An 18,569-nucleotide genomic window follows, 5' to 3' on the forward strand; every position below is an offset into this window, starting at 1 on the left:
CCAACGTGCGTACCGCGAATTCTCCATGCGAATCAACGGCATAGATACCAGAGAAATCCTAAAGGCAAGGCTCCGCGGACGACCTGTATGAAAAGAAATGTAACGATAGCCAGGCGTAATGCGCGGCATGCGCTTCAGTGCATGGAATTCGTCGGATCTGCGCGGCTGGTCACACAATTTGAAGCCGCGGCCACCGTGCAACTCCGCCGGGTAGCCTTCGCGCGGCGGCGGCCGCTGCAATACGAGATGTCCTGAATCAGAACGCCGAGGCGGTCTTTTAGGCGCTTTCCGAACGGCGGGGAGACAAGCCCCAAAAAAAAGGCCGTTGCGGGATTGCTCCCGCAACGGCCTTTCCATGTTTCTGTCAGCTGAGAGCGGCTCCGTCCGGGAACCGCTCTCCTCAATTGCGCTGCTTAGTTATGCAACGCGATCTGCACGCCTTGCTGCACCAGCAACTCGGTGTGCGCGCCGGAGTGTTCGTACACGTTGTACGTCACCCCGCCCACCACCGCCGTGCCTTCCGCTTGCCACTGACCGTCAGCCACGCCCGCGATGTGCGCATTCGACAAGTCAACCGTGTCGCCATTAGAACCCTTCACCATCAACTGCTGATGGCCGTCCTTCTGGAACAGGTCTTGTTCACCGAGATTCAGCACGTCCGTCAGCGAGAGCTTCAGGTTGTTCGTGTGACCACCCAGGTCGATCACTTCGATACCCGAAATCTTCGCCGCTGCCGTTTGACCGGTCAGCGATGTCAGATCGAGCACCTGGTGGTCGCCCGTCAGGTGCAGCGTGTCGATCGCCGTACCGCCCGAGCCCTGAATGTGCGCCGTGGTTTCCTTGAAGTAGGACGCCGGGTCCGCGTTCAGGTCCACTGTCTCGTTGCCGTTGGCCGCCGTGCCGACGAACGCGTCGTGCTCGCCGACTACCGTGTGGTGGTCGGGTTGAGTCGAATCTACGCCCGCCGCTGCTTGGGCTGTGTCGTCGGTTGCGTCCTGGGTCGTGGGCTGCATACTGGACGACACTGTCGCCACCACGTTAATTGTCAGTGCAGTGGTATGTGCGCTCTCAGTGCCTCCCGTTGTAGTTTGCGTCACGCTCAAGGAGTGTGCTCCCAGCGCGAGGACCCCGCCAGAAAATCCGCCGTTCCAGTTCCCGGTCACGGCGACCACACTCGAAGCAAGCAAGGTCGATCCATCATAGATTTTGATCGTGGCGCCCGCAGTGCCCTCTCCGCCCAGATTTACAGACTGGTAACTAATCGGAACGTTGCCTGCAACGGGAAATGTGTGCCTTTGGCCGTACATATCGGTGTAACCGACACTATCAAACACCAACGTACCAACGGTGGTGGTTCCTACTGTGAATGGATGGGCAGCACTGTGTGCACTCTCACTGCCTCCCGTTGGCGTTTGCGTCGCGCTGAAGGAGTGCGTCCCCATCGGAAGGGTTGATGTATTAAACCCGGCGTTCCAATAGCCTGTCGCACTAACCACCCCCGAAGCAACTAAGGTCGATCCATCGTAGATTTTGATTGTGGCGCCCACAGTGCCCTGTCCGCCGAGATTTACAGACTGGTAGTCAATTGGTACGTTGCCTCCATCGGCAATCGTAAACCTATTGCCGTCGCTGCCAGTGTAGTTAATCGAAGAAAACGACGGCACGGCGATCACGCCGACCACCAGCGAAACGTTCGGCGACTGTGCGCTCGTGCCCGCCACGTTCGATTCCGTGACGCTGATGCTGTGCGTAGCACTAGACAAAGCCGTTGCCGGCTGGAACGTCCACGTGCCGTCTGGATTCACCACCGCCGTGCCCAGCACCGTGGCGCCGTCATACACCGTGATGATGTCACCCGCCGTGCCCTTGCCGTTGATATGGGGCGCTGCGTCAAGGGTTGCGCTGCCTGCGGGAATGGCCGCGCCGAGGTCGTCCGTAAAGGTCGGCGCGACTGGTGTAGCCGGGACGACCGGCGCACTGTAAGTCCAGCTGGTTTCGTTGACTGTATATACCGTGCTTGTCGCGTAGAAGGCGTACGCGGCATGTCCGGCTGAAGCCTGAATGCTGACACTTCCAGCAGTCCCCAGAAAGAGGGGGTCCCCGTTGTAATTTTTCGAGGCCGAGTTGTACGTGTACGAGAACGTGCCGTCACTGGCGATCGTAAGAAACACCTGTTGCCTTGCAACATTACTATGAGCAACTGCTTGTCCCGCAATTTCGAGCATAACCTGGTCGCCGGTGACGTAACCGCTGACGGTCCCCTTCACCGTAATCGTCCCAGTCATGGAACCGCCCCTTGCAATCAAATGACCGTCTTGATCGTACACGCCGGTAATCGCGATCGAGGACGGGTCGATGGTTACTGACGAGGCTGCCGACTTCGCGCTCGTGCCAGCCGCGTTCGACTCCGTCACGGTAATGCTGTGCGCAGCATTAGACAAAGCCGTTGACGGCTGGAACGTCCAGGTGCCGTCTGCTTTCACCACCGTCGTGCCCAGCACCGTGGCGCCGTCGTACACGGTGATTGTGTCGCCAAACGAGCCCTTGCCGTTGATATGCGGAGCAGCGTCGGTAGTCGTGCTGCCTGCGGGAATGGCCGCTCCGCTGTCGTCGGAGAAGGTCGGCGCAGCCGGCGCAGCCGGTGTAGCCGGCACAGTCGTGGTGCCGCTATAGGTCCAGCTGGTTTCATTGACGGTATAGCTTGCGGACGTCGCGTAGGTGACGGGAGCGCTGCTTATATGCTGTGCAGCAGCGTAAAAGGTGTAGCTAGACGCGTATCCCGAAAAGAATAGTAGCCCGTTGGAGTCCGTGGTAGCAGTATTGAAAGTAAAGGAAAATGTGCCATTATTTACAACTACGGTTACGAAAGTTTTAGCGGAGGAGCTGTTGAGACTGCCGGCGGTGAAGCCGATATTGACCCGATCGCCGTTCCCATAACCATTGACGGTCCCCGTGACCGTAAACGATCCAGTGTTAGAAGCGCCATTCGCGATCGAATGACCATTTTGGTCGTACACGCCGGTAATCGCGACCGAGGGCGCGCCGATTGTCACTGAGGAGGCCGCCGAATGCGCGCTCGTGCCTGCCGCGTTCGACTCCGTCACGCTGATGCTATGCGCCGTGCTCGTGGCGAGGGCTGCCGGCTGGAACGTCCAGGTGCCGTCTGGCTTCACCACGGTCGTGCCCAGCACCGTGGCGCCGTCGTACACCGTGATGATGTCGCCCGAAGCGCCCTTGCCGCTGATATGCGGAGATGCGTCGCCGGTTGTGCTGCCTGCGGGAATGGCCGCACCTAAGTCGTCGGAGAAAGCCGGCGCGGCCGGGGTGGCCGGCACGGGCACGTTGGAGGTCCAACTGGTTTCATTGACCGTATAGCTTGTGGACGTCGCATAAGTTACAGCATTTGAATGCTCTGCCACAGCGGTGAAGGTGCAGCTAGCCGCTATTGCAGGAAAGAAAGGATGTCCCGAGTCGTCCGTCGTATTTTTATCAAAAGTATAGGAGAACGTGCCATTAATCACGGTTACGGTTACGTAGCTCGCAGCGGAGATGCCCACCACGCCTGCAGTAAAACCGATCAGGATCCGATCGCCGTTACCATAACCGGTGACGGTTCCCTCGACAGTAAACGCTCCAGTGTTAGAACCGCCATTCGCGATCAGATGACCACTTGAGTCATACACGCCGGTAATCACGATACCGGCCGAGCTGATCGTCACTGACGAGGCTGCCGAGTGCGCGCTCGCGCCCGCCGCGTTCGATTCCGTCACGGTAATACTGTGCGCGGTGCTCGGAGACAAAGCCGTTGTCGGCTGGAAGGTCCAGGTGCCGTCTGTCTGCACCACCGCCGTACCCAGCACCGTGGCGCCGTCGTACACCGTGATGATGTCGCCCGCCGTGCCCTTGCCGTTGATATGCGGAGCCGCGTCAGGGGTCGTGCTGCCTGCAGGAATGATCCCGCCTAAGTCGTCGGTAAAGGTCGGCGCGGCCGGCGTAGCCGGCGCGGTCGTAACGACCGTGATGACAACCGGGGTCGAAGCCGCGCTCGGCGTGCCTGCCGGGTTCGTTTCAATCACCGTGATGCTGTTGTTACCACCGGCCATATCCGTTGTCGGCGTGAACGACCATGTACCGTCTTTTCCAATGGTGGTCGAACCAATCACGACGCCGTTGTCGGACACCGTGATGGTGTCGCCTGCCGTGCCCGTGCCCGCGATATGCGGATGCGGGTCGGCCGTCGTGCTACCCGCTGCAATCGCGTTGCCGCTGTCGTCCGTCATGGTCGGTGCCGCCGGCGTCGCCGGGGTACCGGTGTTGATCGTGATCGTCCAGCTGTTCGACGCAACGCTCTGCGCCTGGCCGGCAGGGAACTGCGTGGCCGTCATGATGTTGGTGCCTTCGTACAGGCCCTTGTTGACCTGTATCGACCAGATTCCGCTTGGCGGGATAATCATGTCGCCCACGCCACGGCCCGAAGCATAGATATAGACCGTGTCGCCCGGAACGCCCGTGCCGCTGATGGTCGGCTGATTGCCATTGGTCGCGCCGCCATCCGGAATGGTCACCAGAGTCGGGCTTGTGCCGAACGTATCAACAACGTTCGTAATGACTGGGGGAGGAGCGAACGTGAATGCGACCGCAGCCGAAGCCGCGCCCGTTGTGCCTGCCGCGTTGGTTTGCGTTGCCGTGAAGCTGTGCGCGCCATTGGCCAGGTCCGTTGCCGGCATGAAGGTCCACTTGCCTGCGCCATCGACCACGGCCGAGCCGATCATGGCCGCGCCATCGTAAATCTTGACGATGTTGCCTGTCGTGCCCGTGCCGCTGATGTGCGGATGGCCGTCGGGAGAGGCGGAGGTAATCGCCAAGCCGGCATCGTCCGTCAGAACCGGCGTCGACGGTTTTGCCGGCGTGGTCGTGTCCACCACCACGATGACAGGCGTGGAACTCGCGCTCGGCGTGCCGGCCGGGTTCGTTTCAATCACCGTGATGCTGTTCGAGCCGTTGGCCATATCCGTTGACGGCGTGAACGACCATGTACCGTCTTTTCCAATGGTGGTCGAACCGATAATGGCGCTGTTGTCGTACACCGTGATGATGTCGCCTGCCGTACCCGTGCCCGCAATATGCGGATGCGGATCGGCCGTCGAGGAACCGGCGGCGATTGCATGGCCGCTGTCGTCCGTCATGGTCGGTGCTGCCGGCGTGGCCGGCGTGCTGGTGTTCACCGTGAAAGTGAACGTGTTTGATACCGTGCTCGTCAGACCGGTGGTGGTCTTGGCCGTGGCGGTAATGGTGTGCACGCCGCTTGCCCAGGTGATGCCCGACCCGATCCACCATGAGCCGTCTATTGACACGCCGACCGAACCTAACAGCTTCGCGCCGTCGTATACGGAGATCGTGTCGCCGTAGTGCGCCGTTCCATAGATAACGTTGCCCGTGTACGGCGTCGTGCTGCCGCTCGGTACGGACTTGACGTCGTTCAAACCGTTGTATTCATGCAGAAGCGTAATGACCGGTACCGTTGCCACAGGCGTGAACGTGAACGCGATTGCAGCCGATGCCGCGCCCGTCGTGCCAGCCGCGTTGGTTTGCGTGGCCGTGATGCTGTGCGTGCCGCTGGCCATGTCCGTTGACGGCGTGAAGGTCCACTTGCCGGTGACGTCAACCACGGCCGAGCCGATCGGGGTCGCGCCGTCGTAGACGTTGACTATGTTGCCTGCCGTGCCCGTGCCGCTGATGTGCGGATGGTCGTCGGACGAGGTGCTGCCCGCAGGAATTGATGCGTTGCTGTCGTCCGTCAGAACCGGCGTCGACGGTTTTGCCGGCGTGGTCGTGTCCACCACCACCACGATAGGCGTGGAACTCGCGCTCGACGTGCCCGCGGGGTTCGTTTCAATCACCGTGATGCTGTTGTTGCCGCTGGGCAAATCCGGCGACGGCGTGAACGACCATGTGCCGTCCCCTGCAACCGTGGTCGAGCCGATAACGACGCCGTTGTCGTACACCGTGATGGTGTCGCCGTTCGTGCCCTTGCCGTGGATATGCGGATGCGGGTCGGCCGTTGTGCCGCCTGCGGGAATTGCGTTGCCGTTGTCGTCCGTGGTGGTGGGCGCTGCTGGTGTAGCCGGCGTGGTGGTGTTGATCGTGATCGTCCAGCTCGCCGACGACGCGCTTGCCCCCTGTCCGCCCGTACCCATCTGGACGGCGGTCATGGCATGCACGCCGTCCGTCATGGCTGCCGGAATCTTCGCCGACCAGTGACCCGTCACGTCAACGACCGCGGTGCCGCATCCGGCGCCATTCTGGTAAATGTAGATGGTGGCGCCGGCCGTGCCCGTGCCGCTGACAGTGGGCTGATTGCCGCTGGTCGCGCCGCCACTCGGAATACTCACGAGAGCCGCATTCGTGCCAATTGTATCGAGCACATTTGTGATGGCTGGCGTGGGAGCTACGTTCGAAGCCACCTGCACGCCCACCGTCGCCGACGAGGCGCCGAAGTTGCCCTTGCTGTCCTGGGGGATGGCCGCAAAGCTGTGCGCGCCAAGTTTGAGCGCTACGGTTGGCGTGAACGACCACTTGCCGTTTACATCCACCAATGCCGTGCCGAGCAGCCGCACGCCGTCATAAACGCTGACGATGTCGCCCGCGTCCGCCGTGCCCGTGATGACCGGCGTGGTGCTCGAGATCGTGCCGCCGTTCCCTACCGAGCCAACTGACGTAATGACTGCCGCTGACGGATCGGATGTTTGGAGTGCCATGTTATTACCTTTTATTACAGTGAATTGAAAGGGTGCAACTCTGAGCCACGTTCAGCGCGAACCGAGCCGGTCACCCAGATGAACGAGTCGGATAACTATGAAATAGTGAGTTCCAACGCATGAACGGCGATTCTGACTGTTAAAGGAATACGCACCTACAGGAAAAGTCCTAAATGCAAAGTGAAAATGAGTCAAACTGGCACACAGACCCTCCCAACATTTGTTGAAAATATTTCTCCAATCGTATCTATGCTTTGCATAACTAATTTCTTCACCGCGCTCGACAATATAGGACCCTTATGCAAGGTTCCAGTACAACGCTGAAACGCACAGTTTCTCAACCGCGTGGTTGATAAGTGGCACGTGAGGCCGAATTACAGCGGCCTTTGGAAACGATGTATTCGCCATTCCGCGACGAAACCCGACTGCGTCGATCCGGCTTACACCGCGCCGTTGTCGAGCAGTCAAAGGTCAAATAGGGTTGCCCAGGTCTGTCCGCCTGCTCCGCCACAGATAAAACCGCCCATTGCCGCGCGATGGACGGCCAAGCCCAATTCGGACCATGAGAAACCGGCCTGAATAAAATAAAGCGGGTTCAGTGTTGCACTGAACCCGCTTTAATTTTGAAACGCATGCGAAGCACGTGCGCGTAATAGATGCTTGAATTTAGAAACCGCGGTCGCTCATTGCACTCAATACTGTATCCACAATTTTCTCCGGCGCTAACGCAATATCCACTTCAATGGCTTCGTCGGGACCGGGCGGTTCTAATGTATCAAGCTGACTTTGCAATAATGCCGGGTCGAAGAAATGCCCTTTGCGTGTCTTGATGCGCTCTCTCAACAGTTCTTCCGATCCTTTCAAATAAACGAAAGTCACGTCCGGGTCTCCATTGCGAAGAATGTCGCGGTAAACGCGCTTCAACGCTGAGCAGGCATAGACATGCGGCGTGCCGTCAGCCTGCTTCTCCACAATAGAAGCGCGAATAGCGTTCAGCCACGGCCAGCGGTCTTCGTCCGTCAATGGAATGCCCTGGTGCATCTTGTCTTTGTTTGCCTGGCTATGAAAACTGTCAGCATCGGCGAAATCGCAGCTCAGCCGTTCAGCCAGCATCTCGCCTATTGTGGTCTTGCCACAGCCGGATACGCCCATCGCAATCAATATCATTGGAATCTCCTTATACGACCGTCGCAAGCGCAAAGGTCAAACCTAATCCCATTAGCGAAATGATGGTTTCGCAAAGCGACCACGTCTTGAACGTCTGACCCACCGTCATGCCAAAATATTCCTTGACGAGCCAGAATCCCCCGTCGTTCACGTGCGAGAAAATCAACGATCCGCAACCGGTGGCAAGCACCAGCAATTCCGCGCTGACCGCGCCATTCGATGCCGCCGCTATAGGCGCCACAATCCCGCACGCCGTGGTCATGGCGACCGTCGCGGACCCGGTTGCCAGCCTGATCAGCGCAGCCACGAACCAGCCAAGCAGCAACGGCGACAAATGCGCAGCCGAAGCAGTGGCAACCAGTTGCTGCGAGATCCCGCTTTCGCGCAGCACGTTCCCAAAGCCGCCGCCCGCGCCCACGATCAAGGTAATGCCCGCAATGGGCGCGAGGCAATCGCCGCAGAACTTCTGGATCTGTTCACGGTTGAAGCCGCGAGACGCCCCGAAGCTCCAGAAACTGAACAGCACGGCAATCAGTAACGCGACGTCGGCATTGCCTACAAATTTCAACAAGTTATTGGGCAGCGATTTGGGCGCGAAAATCAGGTCGGCCCAGCTTCCAATCAGCATCAGGATCACGGGCAGCAAGACAGTGAGCAGCGTGATGCCGAACCCGGGCAGCTCGCGCTTCTCGCCTTGCTTACCTTCCTTGCCTGAGTCCTTGCCTGAGTCGATAAACTGCGCCGCGAGCGGATTGTTTTCAGGCAGCTTGATATGTTTGCTGATCAGCAGCGCAAACAGCGGGCCCGCAACAATCGCAGTAGGAATGCCAACAATGAGCCCATACGCTATGGTGCGGCCAATGTCCGCGTGGTAAGCCTGCACGGCAAGCAGCGCGGCGGGGTGAGGAGGAATCAATCCATGCACCACCGAAAGCCCGGCGACCATGGGCAAGCCAACCAGCAACAGCGACTTGTTGGTGCGTTTCGCGACGTTGAACGCTATGGGGATCAGCAGCACGAAACCCACTTCGAAGAACACCGGCAAGCCGACGATAATCGCCACGCACATCATGGCCCAGTGAATATGCTTCTCGCCAAACCACTTGATCAGCGTATTGGCAATCTGCTCCGCTCCGCCCGACTCGGCCATCATCTTGCCGAGCATGGTGCCCAGTCCGACCACGATCGCTATATGCCCCAGCGTGTTGCCATTGCCGGTCTCGAACGCTTTGACAATGTTCTCCATCGGCATGCCGACTGCCAGGCCAAGCAACAACGAAACGATCACCAGGACAAGAAACGGATAAACCTTGTAACGCGTGATCAACAGGATCAGCAATGCGATGGCAATAACCGCGTACACCAACAGCATGCTGCCGTGGACTGGCTCCATTAAGCGCCTCCGAGGTTGTTTAGTAGATATGCCGCGCGGCAGCAGACTGGATCTCAAGCCCGTCGGGGCCGGGTCGTCGCAACACGCCGTAGCGCAGCCGGTGTTCAACCCGGGGATTTTACTTGCAGGTAGAGAAATACGTCTTTCAAACGTGTCTTGATGTGAAAAAGCCCCCGCTGGCAGATGGCAGGGGCTTCGGTCGTTCCTTGATATTCAAGGGAGGGGCTTGTGTGGTGCTTTACGGTCGCGGCGCCAGGGTGCTGGCAGCGCGCGCCAGACGCGTCACTTCTTCCCAGTTTTGCGCGGCGAGCGCCGCCTTGGGCGTCAACCACGATCCACCCACACACACCACGTTCGGCAATGCCAGGAAGCTCGGAGCGGTTTCCGCTGTGATGCCGCCCGTCGGGCAGAATTTCAGGCCGGGGAACGGACCGTTCAGCGCCTGAAGCATCGCAATGCCACCCGCCTGTTGCGCCGGAAACAGCTTCACGATTTCGTAGCCCAGTTCCATGGCCGTGATGATGTCAGTCGGCGTCATCACGCCCGGCAGCAGCGGCAAGCCGGCGTCGAGAGCGGCCATGTGAATGTCCTTCGTCAATCCCGGCGATACCCCGAATTGCGCGCCCGCTTTCTTCGCCTGCGCGCAATGTTCCGGCCGGGTGATGGTGCCCACGCCGACCACGATGTCATCGCCCAGTCCGCATGCGCGTTCTATTGCCTCCAGTCCCGCCTTCGTGCGAAGCGTGATCTCCAGCACCTTGACGCCGCCCGCGTGCAATGCGCGCGACACATTCTCACCCTGCTCCGCCGATTCAAACGCGAGCACGGGTATGACCGGCCCAAGACGCACTATTTCACTGACTGACTTCATTTTCTGCTCCTTCCTTATAGTGGTTCTGGTTCTCTCAGGCTCGACGGCGGTTTTATCGGCGCTCGGCAATGTTTGCTTGTTGTTCGCTCTGTTCGCTCAGTTCGCCCACCATGGGGCCGAATACCGATGCCCCCAGTTCTGCCGGCATGGCCGCGCTGCGGAACACGCCGAATAATTCGCGCCCGAATCCGACTTCGTTCGCAGCTTGATGCGCAGGCTGTTCGACCGGACGCGCGTTCCATTCGTTTGCATCTATTTCAATGTCCAGCACACCCTTGTTTGCATCGATAACAATCATGTCGCCCGTGCGCACCTTGCCCAACGGCCCTTGCAGCAACGCTTCCGGCGAAATGTGAATCACCGCGGGAACTTTGCCCGACGCGCCGGACATGCGCCCGTCGGTCACCAACGCAACATGAAAGCCCTGATCCTGCAACACGCCGAGAAGCGGCGTCAACCGGTGCAACTCCGGCATGCCGTTGGCGCGCGCCCCCTGGAACCGCACGATCGCCACGAAATTCCGCTTGAGCTCGCCGTTATCGAAGGCTTCCTGGACCTGTTCCTGCGAATCGAAAACAATTGCCGGCGCCTTGACATGCCGATGCGCGTCAGCCACCGCCGATATCTTGATCACGCCGCGCCCCAGCTTGCCTTGCATCAGGCGAAGACCGCCGTCGGGCGCAAAGGGTTCCTTGTGGCTGCGCAACACTTTTGTATCGTGGCTGGCTTCGGGGCCATCGATCCATTGCAATTTTCCATCGATCAATTTTGGCTCGCGGGTGTAATGCTTGAGGCCGGGGCCCGCGACCGTTTGCACGTCTTCGTGCAGCAAACCGGCTTCCAGCAGATCCCGCACCAGGAAGGCAATACCGCCTGCCGCGTGGAAGTGGTTCACGTCGGCCTTCCCGTTCGGATAAATCCGCGCCGTGAGCGGCACGGCCTGCGAGAGTTCATCGAAGTCATTCCAGTCAATCACGATTCCCGCCGCCCGCGCGATTGCTACCAGGTGCAGCGTGTGATTGGTCGAACCGCCGGTAGCCAGCAACGCGACGATGCCGTTGACTATGGCTTTTTCGTCGACCACGTGGCCGACCGGCGTGTAATGCCCCCGCTCCACGGTCAGCTCAAGCACGCGCTTCGCCGCTTCGGCGGTGAGCGCATCTCGCAACGGCGTGTGCGGGTGAATGAAGGCCGAGCCCGGCAAGTGGAGGCCCATGACTTCCATGAGCATCTGGTTGCTGTTCGCCGTGCCGTAGAACGTGCATGTGCCGTGGCCGTGATACGCCGCCGCTTCTGCTTCGAGCAACGCGTCGCGGTCGCAGCCGCCGGTGGCGAACTGCTGGCGAACCTTGGCTTTGTCGTCGTTGGTCAGGCCGCTTGTCATGGGGCCCGCCGGCACGAAAATAGTCGGCAAATGCCCGAATTGCAGCGCACCGATCAGCAAGCCGGGAACGATCTTGTCGCAGATGCCGAGGCACAGCGCGGCATCGAACATATTGTGGGTCAGCGCCACCGCCGTGCTCATGGCAATGACTTCGCGCGAAAACAGCGATAACTCCATGCCCGCGTTGCCTTGCGTAACGCCGTCGCACATGGCCGGAACGCCGCCCGCAAACTGCGCCACACCGCCCGCTTCGCGCGCCGCGTGCTTGATGATGTCGGGGTAATTCTTGAACGGCGCATGGGCCGAAAGCATCTCGTTGTAGGACGAAACAATGCCTATGTTCGGCTCGCGAATCGCCTTGATCGCGATCTTTTCCTGGCCTTCCATGCCGGCGAAACCATGCGCGAGGTTGGCGCACGAAAGCGCGCCGCGGGCAGGAAAGTGCCCCTGTGCGCCCGCGATGCGGGCCAGATAGGCCGCGCGCGTCGGCTTGCTGCGCTCGATCACGCGCTGCGTCACTTTGTTGAGATGCGAATGCGGGGAAACCATCGAAACTCCTTCGCCTGGGGTCGGCGAGCATCCGGGGGCGCCCGGGACGAATAGAAGCTCGGAGTCGGCAGTTTGGTATTTGACGATAACCGAGCGGATCAGACGAATGTTAGTAGAAAAACTACATTTTTCATATCTGGAAAACCCTTACTTATCCGTTCACCATGAACTGATAGACGAATGATACGGTTGATAGTCAACGGAATTCGGCATCAAATCACTTTTGGTTGTGTAGTTTTTGTACATAACCACGAATCAGCTATAGTCCGTTCAATTCCAGCATAGGTGAGATTCACGATGTTGCTGTCCCAAGTCGAAGCAATGCGCGAGCAGTTGCGCCCATCCGAGCGCAAGCTGGCCGATTATGTGATTGACGCTCCGCGAGAGGTGCTGGATCTCGCAATGACCGATTTCGCCAAACGCGCCGGTGTCAGCCAGCCGACCATTGCGCGTTTTTGCCAGGCATTGGGATTTTCAGGTTTCCGCGAGTTCAAGATCCGGCTGGCTCAAAGCATTGCGTCCGACGTTCCCGCCCCCGCTGTGTTTCGCGACGTTCGCGCCGATGAACCCGCCGCCGGCGTAGCCGCAAAAGTTCTCGACAGGACCATTGGCGCGCTATTGCAGGTGCGCAATAGTTTGTCGTCGGATAGCGTGGCCGCGGCAATCAATTTGCTGGCCGAAGCGCGACGCATTGAGTTCTACGGTGCGGGAGGCTCCGGCATTGCCGCGCTCGATATCCAGCACAAATTCTTCCGGCTCGGCGTGCCGAGCGTGGCCTATTCGGACCCGCACACTTACACCACCTCCGCCGCGCTGCTGGGCGCGGGGGACGTGGTGGTGGCGGTATCGAATACGGGACGCACGCGCGACATTCTGGACGCCGTGAAGTCCGCGCTCCAGGGCGGCGCCAAGGTCATTGCGATCACGCATGGAAGCTCTCCGCTGGCACGGCTCGCGAGCGTGGGACTCTTTGCGAACGTCGATGAAGACACCGACATTTTCTCGCCGATGACCTCTCGCGTGTCCCATCTCGCTATAGGCGACATTCTGGCGGTTGGGGTAGCGCTGGCGAGGGGACCCGAGTTCGCGGAAAGACTGGCGGACGCCAAGGGCGTGCTCGACAGAAGGCGAGTGGGGAATTAGGAAGGTTACTTGGGAAGCGTTGCTGTGGCCTGACGGCCAGGGAACCTGACCATGTCCATGCCGCAAACAGGTCGCGGCCGTGTGCGCGTGATCTGCATGCTTGCGCCTACGCTCTGCGTAAGCCCCAAAAAAAAGCGGGTTCTTCCGAAGAAGAACCCGCTTCAAGTACTGCCTTAAGGTACTGCTACAACATGAACAACTTGTAGTGCAAAAGCCCTTGAACCAGCCCGGTTCTTGACGAACCGGGCCCGAGGCTTAAGCCCTGATTACCACTGGTACGAAGCGCCCGCACCAACCGTCGTACCCGCTGCCGACCAACCTGCGCCTACGCGCACCTTGATGTTCTGCGTGATACGAGCCGTACCGCCAATGGCCGATGCTGCATAGCCCTGGAACGTACCGCCACCAATACCGATCGACAACGTCTTGTTAGCATCGACGTCCGGGATCATCGTCAGCGCTGTCGCTGCCGCAATACCGCTGTACGCCTTGCGAGCAATACCGCCCACTGCCGAGTTCATCTGGTTCAGATTGACTGCATCCGTACCTTGCGTACCCGCTGCAACGTTCGTGATCTGACGTTGTTGGTCTGCAGAGCCGACCGAAACGCTGTTGTCACGATCGGTCGTGGAACCAGCACCCAACGCTACCGAATTGGCATTCGGAGCCGTAGCACCGTTACCGATAGCGATCGAGTTCGTACCCGTCGCACCAGCGTTGCCGCCGATAGCGATCGTGCCGTCACCCGTACCGCTTGCACCGCCACCAATCACAACTGCGTGATCGCCAGCAGCCGAAGCGTTGTCGCCCATGGCGATTGCGTCGTTGCCGCTTGCCGCTGCTGCTGCAGCCGGTGTACCCGGTGCGCCATCAGCACCGTTCGTACCATTGATGCCGATACTCGTGGAGCCCGTCGTGGCGATGTTCGTCACCGAGGTTTGAAGAGCGTCGACAGCCTGGTTCGTCGAGTACAACTGGTCGCCGGTTACTGCATCCGTGCTACCTGCTGCAACCGTTCCTGCCGCCAGGTTCGTCAACTTCGTACCAGCCGTACCAGCCATCGTGATCTGGTCATGTGCTGACGAGTCATACGACACTGCGTTCGGCGCTGCCACTCCGCCACCTGCGGTGATGTTGTTCACCGTGGTCTGCAGATTCGTCACGTTGTCCGCATTCTGCGTAACACGGCTGTCGAGGTTGCTGATTGCGTCACCGACGTTATGAACCGTGCCACCACCCACGTTGAACGTAGGCTGCGTGAACGAACCGTCAGAGTTCATTTGCGCGCCGCCGCCGATCGCGGTTGCGATGCTTTGCGAGTTGTTGAACAGTTGCGAACCGTTGATTGCATCGAAGCTCGACGAGTTCACGGCACCGGCAGCTACACCGGTGATCGTGCGCTGAACACCCGACGAATTCGTTACGTCGACAACAGTGCCACCAGTCATCTTGCCGACGGTGATGTTTTGCGTCGTAGGATCTTGAGCAACCAGACCCGTACCGCCCGTATCCGCCGAGATTGCTGCGACCGCGTTGTTCAGGTTCGTCAGGCCGGTATCAACGTCCTTGAATGCATCGCCTGCGTTCGTGGTTGTGTGACCACCGATCGAATACGTCGGGCCAGTTACCTTGCCCGCTGCATCAATCGCTGCACCGCCACCCAAAGCTGCAACCACCGGCTTCAACTGCGCCAGGTTCACTGCAGACGTGTCCGCCGTGCCTGCTGCTACACCGGTCAGTTCACGAGCAGCACCCGTGCTGTCGGCAAAGTTCACATGCGTGCCTTGCGTTGCACCGCCAACCAGAAGGTCAGCACCTGCAGCAGCTTGCGTGATCAGCGTCGAACCGCCACCGCCTGTTCCTGCTGCGGCGATTGCTGTGGTCATCTGACCCAGGTTGACTGCGTCCGTGGTCGTGGTACCAGCAGCCACGTTCACGATCTTGCGTTCCGAACCCTTTGCACCGATAGACACAACGTTGCTCTGCGAGCCATCGCTGCCGTTACCCAGGATCACGCTGTTGCTGCCAACCGCGGGCGTCGTCGACTTCGTACCGAAGATGTTGTTGCCGATTGCGACTGTGTTCGTACCCGAAATCAGCGTGTTGTTACCCACAACAACGTTGCCGGCACCAGTGAGCTGGTTGTTCGAACCAACCGAAATACCATTCACAGCGGCACCCGTCACCAGCGAGTTATTACCAATCGCCACGCCGCCGACCGTTTCGACCTGTGCGTTGTAGCCGATAGCCAAAGCTTCATTAGCAATAACTTGAGAGCCTACGCCGATAGCCGTTGCGTTGTCGCCGTTAGCGATGACGCCGTAGCCCAGACCGACCGACGTATTAGCCGTCGAACTGACGTTCGAACCGATCGCCACAGACTGAATACCCGTCGAGCTGTTCCCCAGACCAATTGCAATGCCGTCTTGGGACAGTGCTTCGTTATGACCCAGCTTGTCCGTCGGGCCTACTGCAACTACGTCGGACAGAACCGGCGTTTGTACAGTGTCACCCAACAACGTGCGAGTTGCCATGACCGGCGTCGAGCTGACCTTCTGCGCTGCCGGTGCAATTGCCTGGGCGATCAAGTCGTCGACCTGACCCAGGTTCACTGCATCGGTATCGGCCACACCTGCCCCGACGTTGATCAGTCGGCGCGTAGCCGCTGCCGTGCCAAACGACACGGTGTTGTCGATGGAGGTCGACGAGTTCACACCAATAGCAACAGAGTTATTGCCAGTTGCACGCGCGTTCAAACCAAACGCGAGGGCGCCTGACGCATTGGCGAACGCGTTGCCGCCAATTGCCATCGAGTCGGTCTGTGTTGCCTGAGCTTGCGTTGCTGTGCTCGGACCGAACTTGATATATTTCAGCGAAGCGCTAAGGCCTGCGGCGCCGGAAAATGCGGAGTTCAACTGGTTCACGTTGACCGCGTCCGTACCCGCCACGCCTGCTGCTACGTTCGAGACCGTTACTGCGGTCGTACCGTCGCCCAGCGTAACCTTGGTCCTGGCTGCGGTGTCATACGCTACAAACGAGTTCTGAACCACGCCGCTCGAGTTGAACGTAGCGCCCATTGCCTTCAACTGAGCAACGTTCGTTGCGTCCGTGTCAGCAACACCGGCAACGAGGCCATGAATTTGCGCACCTGCTGTGCCAACGCCCAGCGTCACGCCGGTCTTGGCCGTGGTGTCATACGCCACGAATGCGTTCTGAACCACGCCGCTCGTGTTGATGTTCAAGCCTGCTGCTGTCAACTGACCGACGTTCACTGCGTCCGTTGCGGCAGTACCAGCCACCAATTGGTGAAGCTGCGCACCGACCGTGCCCGAACCCAGCGTCACGCCCGTCTTCGCCGTGGTGTCATACGCCACGAATGCGTTCGTTACCACGCCGCTCGTGTTGATATTCAAGCCTGCTGCTGCCAACTGACCCAGGTTCACTGCGTCCGTTGCTACAGTACCAGCCGCCAATTGGTGAAGCTGCGCACCGACCGTGCCCGAACCAAGCGTCACGCCTGTCTTCGCCGTGCTGTCATAGGCCACGAATGCGTTCTGAACCACGCCGGCCGTGCTGATGTTCAAGCCTGCTGCTGCCAACTGACCCAGGTTCACTGCGTCCGTTGCTGTCGTACCTGCCGCCACGTTCACGATCTGGCGTTCTGAGCCGACCTTCCCGACAGAAACGGAATTCGCCCGGCTCGCAACAGAAGAAGTGCCGAGAGCAACCGAGCCGACAGCGGAGGCCGTGGCCGAATTGCCCAAGGCGGTGGACGTTTCTCCGGAAGCCGTGGCCGCATTGCCCACGGCCACGGCGTAAGTTGTACTCGCCAGCGACGATTTGCCCAGTGCCACCGCCCCCCCCCTGATGCTGTCGCGGCGTAGCCCAATGCCGTGCCCTGCCCCCCAGCCAATGACTGGCCACCCACCGCGGTTGAACCCGTGAAACCGTAGGCCCCCGCGGTCGCGTGATCACCAATTGCAATTGCGTCATTACCAGCCCCACCGGTATCCACAACTGCGTTGGAACCGATAGCGATGCCGTAAGCAGAGTTGACTTTGGCGTTGTCCGAACCGTCGTTCTTGCCGTTCGTCACCACGTATGGATTCCCTGCGGCAGCAAGCGTAGCGGTAGCGGTCATTGCGCTATCAAGCGTGCTATACGTCTTGCCGCCGACTGTGTAGGTCGGTGCCTTGATCGTGCCGTCGGTATTGACGCCAGCTGAGCCGCCCAAAATCGTGGCTACGCTGTTTGCAGTGGCATACAGTTGTGAACCGTTGACGGCGTCCTTGCTCGTCGAATTGATCGTGCCCGCTGCGACATTCGAGATCTTCGTGCCAGCCGTGCCGCCGCCCAGCGTCACGCCCGTCTTCGCCGTGCTGTCATACGCCACGAATGCGTTCTGAACCACGCCGCTCGTGTTGATGTTCAAGCCTGCTGCTGCCAACTGACCCAGGTTCACTGCGTCCGTAGCGTGCGTGCCGGCAGCCAGATTCGCGATCTGGCGCTGCGTTGTTGCGTTACCCACCGATATCGTGTTTTTGTCGGTTGCAACGGAATCCTGACCCAGTGCTACCGAGCCGGAACCCGATGCTGAGCTGTTCATGCCGAAAGCCATGGCGCCGGAGCCCGTTGCCGAAGCGCTTTGACCGATTGCAACGCCACCGTTGTTGATCGTGTAAGCGTTGGCGCCGATTGCCGTGCCGCCGTTTCCAGCCACTGCAGCCGAACCAAACGCAAGGCTGTCCGAGCTGGCCTGGCTGTTCTGGCCGACGGCCACGCCCGAACCCATTGAGTACGCCGAATCGCCAATCGCGATACCGCCAATCTTGGTGGGGGCCGCTGCGTCTGCATCGACTTCCGAATTGACACCAATCGCTACGCCGTCAGCAATATTGACAGTCGCGTTCGTGCCCGACTTGACGGTGTCGTCAGCCATGGCGACGCCGGCGCCTGCCAGGCTCATGCCGCCGACCGCGATCTGCGTCAGGATAGCCTTGGAGATGGCTGTTTTTGCACGCTTGCTCTTGCTGCGTCCAGTTGCCAGTTCCGAAACTGCGACCCATAATCCCGTCGATTCATTCCAGACTGATTTGTATGACTTGTTCATGCTATGAATACCTTTTTACAAAAATAGAAAATCGCCTTGCGGCTCGGCAGAGATCGATCGCCACCTTTATTCCGGATGGCCAATGCGTTTGCAGCTTCCGCGTAACGCTCGGCGTTCGATGCCTCTTTCGGTTCTTTAATACCGAAGCACTGAAACCGGGGTTACTTGTGAGGCCCGGTTCTTGTGAACGCAAA

9 protein-coding genes are annotated in these 18,569 nt (G+C 59.6%); 1 reads left to right on the plus strand and 8 read right to left on the minus strand.

Annotated elements, in window-relative coordinates:
* The 6 genes from HB376_RS36180 to edd form a co-directional block, all read right to left on the minus strand.
* Positions 1–240 (minus strand): hypothetical protein (locus HB376_RS36180; protein ID WP_213768507.1); only part of this gene is annotated, 240 nt, incomplete at its 3' end.
* A 173-nt stretch (positions 241–413) separates the two neighbouring features.
* Positions 414–6,758, minus strand: a complete 6,345-nt coding sequence (locus HB376_RS36185) for an Ig-like domain-containing protein (protein WP_213768508.1) — start codon at positions 6,756–6,758, stop codon at positions 414–416.
* A 666-nt stretch (positions 6,759–7,424) separates the two neighbouring features.
* Positions 7,425–7,925, minus strand: a complete 501-nt coding sequence (locus HB376_RS36190) for a gluconokinase (protein WP_213768509.1) — start codon at positions 7,923–7,925, stop codon at positions 7,425–7,427.
* 10 nt (positions 7,926–7,935) lie between these two features.
* On the minus strand, positions 7,936–9,318 hold the full coding sequence (locus tag HB376_RS36195; RefSeq protein ID WP_213768510.1) for a GntP family permease: 1,383 nt from the start codon (positions 9,316–9,318) through the stop codon (positions 7,936–7,938).
* A 238-nt stretch (positions 9,319–9,556) separates the two neighbouring features.
* A complete protein-coding gene (eda, locus tag HB376_RS36200; RefSeq protein WP_213768511.1) occupies positions 9,557–10,189 on the minus strand; it encodes a bifunctional 4-hydroxy-2-oxoglutarate aldolase/2-dehydro-3-deoxy-phosphogluconate aldolase in 633 nt (210 codons plus the stop codon).
* A gap of 52 nt (positions 10,190–10,241) precedes the next feature.
* Positions 10,242–12,122 (minus strand): phosphogluconate dehydratase, encoded by a 1,881-nt coding sequence (edd, locus tag HB376_RS36205; RefSeq protein ID WP_213768512.1) that lies wholly within the window; start codon positions 12,120–12,122, stop codon positions 10,242–10,244.
* Positions 12,123–12,419: 297 nt separating this feature from the next.
* Here edd and HB376_RS36210 point away from each other — a divergent pair, with 297 nt between their 5' ends.
* Complete coding sequence (locus tag HB376_RS36210) at positions 12,420–13,265, plus strand: MurR/RpiR family transcriptional regulator (protein WP_213768513.1); 846 nt, start codon at positions 12,420–12,422, stop codon at positions 13,263–13,265.
* Between the two features lie 266 nt (positions 13,266–13,531).
* Here HB376_RS36210 and HB376_RS41460 read toward each other — a convergent pair whose 3' ends face one another.
* Together HB376_RS41460 and HB376_RS36255 are read right to left on the minus strand one after the other, a co-directional pair.
* On the minus strand, positions 13,532–17,029 hold the full coding sequence (locus HB376_RS41460) for a YadA-like family protein (protein ID WP_346730650.1): 3,498 nt from the start codon (positions 17,027–17,029) through the stop codon (positions 13,532–13,534).
* The gene (locus HB376_RS36255) at positions 16,912–18,375 is read right to left on the minus strand and encodes an ESPR-type extended signal peptide-containing protein (protein WP_213768514.1); all 1,464 of its coding nucleotides are present in this window, start codon (positions 18,373–18,375) and stop codon (positions 16,912–16,914) included. The genes HB376_RS41460 and HB376_RS36255 overlap by 118 nt, the downstream gene beginning before the upstream one ends.
* Positions 18,376–18,569: the final 194 nt, after the last annotated feature.

This window comes from Caballeronia sp. dw_19, assembly GCF_018449515.1.
In the GTDB taxonomy this organism is placed as follows: Bacteria; Pseudomonadota; Gammaproteobacteria; order Burkholderiales; family Burkholderiaceae; genus Caballeronia.

What these genes read in the sequence shown, in the direction of transcription:
- HB376_RS36185 (WP_213768508.1), bottom strand. Translation starts at nt 6,758, where the DNA reads ATGGCACTCCAAACATCCGATCCGTCAGCGGCAGTCATTACGTCAGTT.
- HB376_RS36190 (WP_213768509.1), bottom strand. Translation starts at nt 7,925, where the DNA reads ATGATATTGATTGCGATGGGCGTATCCGGCTGTGGCAAGACCACAATA.
- HB376_RS36195 (WP_213768510.1), bottom strand. Translation starts at nt 9,318, where the DNA reads ATGGAGCCAGTCCACGGCAGCATGCTGTTGGTGTACGCGGTTATTGCC.
- eda (WP_213768511.1), bottom strand. Translation starts at nt 10,189, where the DNA reads ATGAAGTCAGTCAGTGAAATAGTGCGTCTTGGGCCGGTCATACCCGTG.
- edd (WP_213768512.1), bottom strand. Translation starts at nt 12,122, where the DNA reads ATGGTTTCCCCGCATTCGCATCTCAACAAAGTGACGCAGCGCGTGATC.
- HB376_RS36210 (WP_213768513.1), top strand. Translation starts at nt 12,420, where the DNA reads ATGTTGCTGTCCCAAGTCGAAGCAATGCGCGAGCAGTTGCGCCCATCC.
- HB376_RS36255 (WP_213768514.1), bottom strand. Translation starts at nt 18,375, where the DNA reads ATGAACAAGTCATACAAATCAGTCTGGAATGAATCGACGGGATTATGG.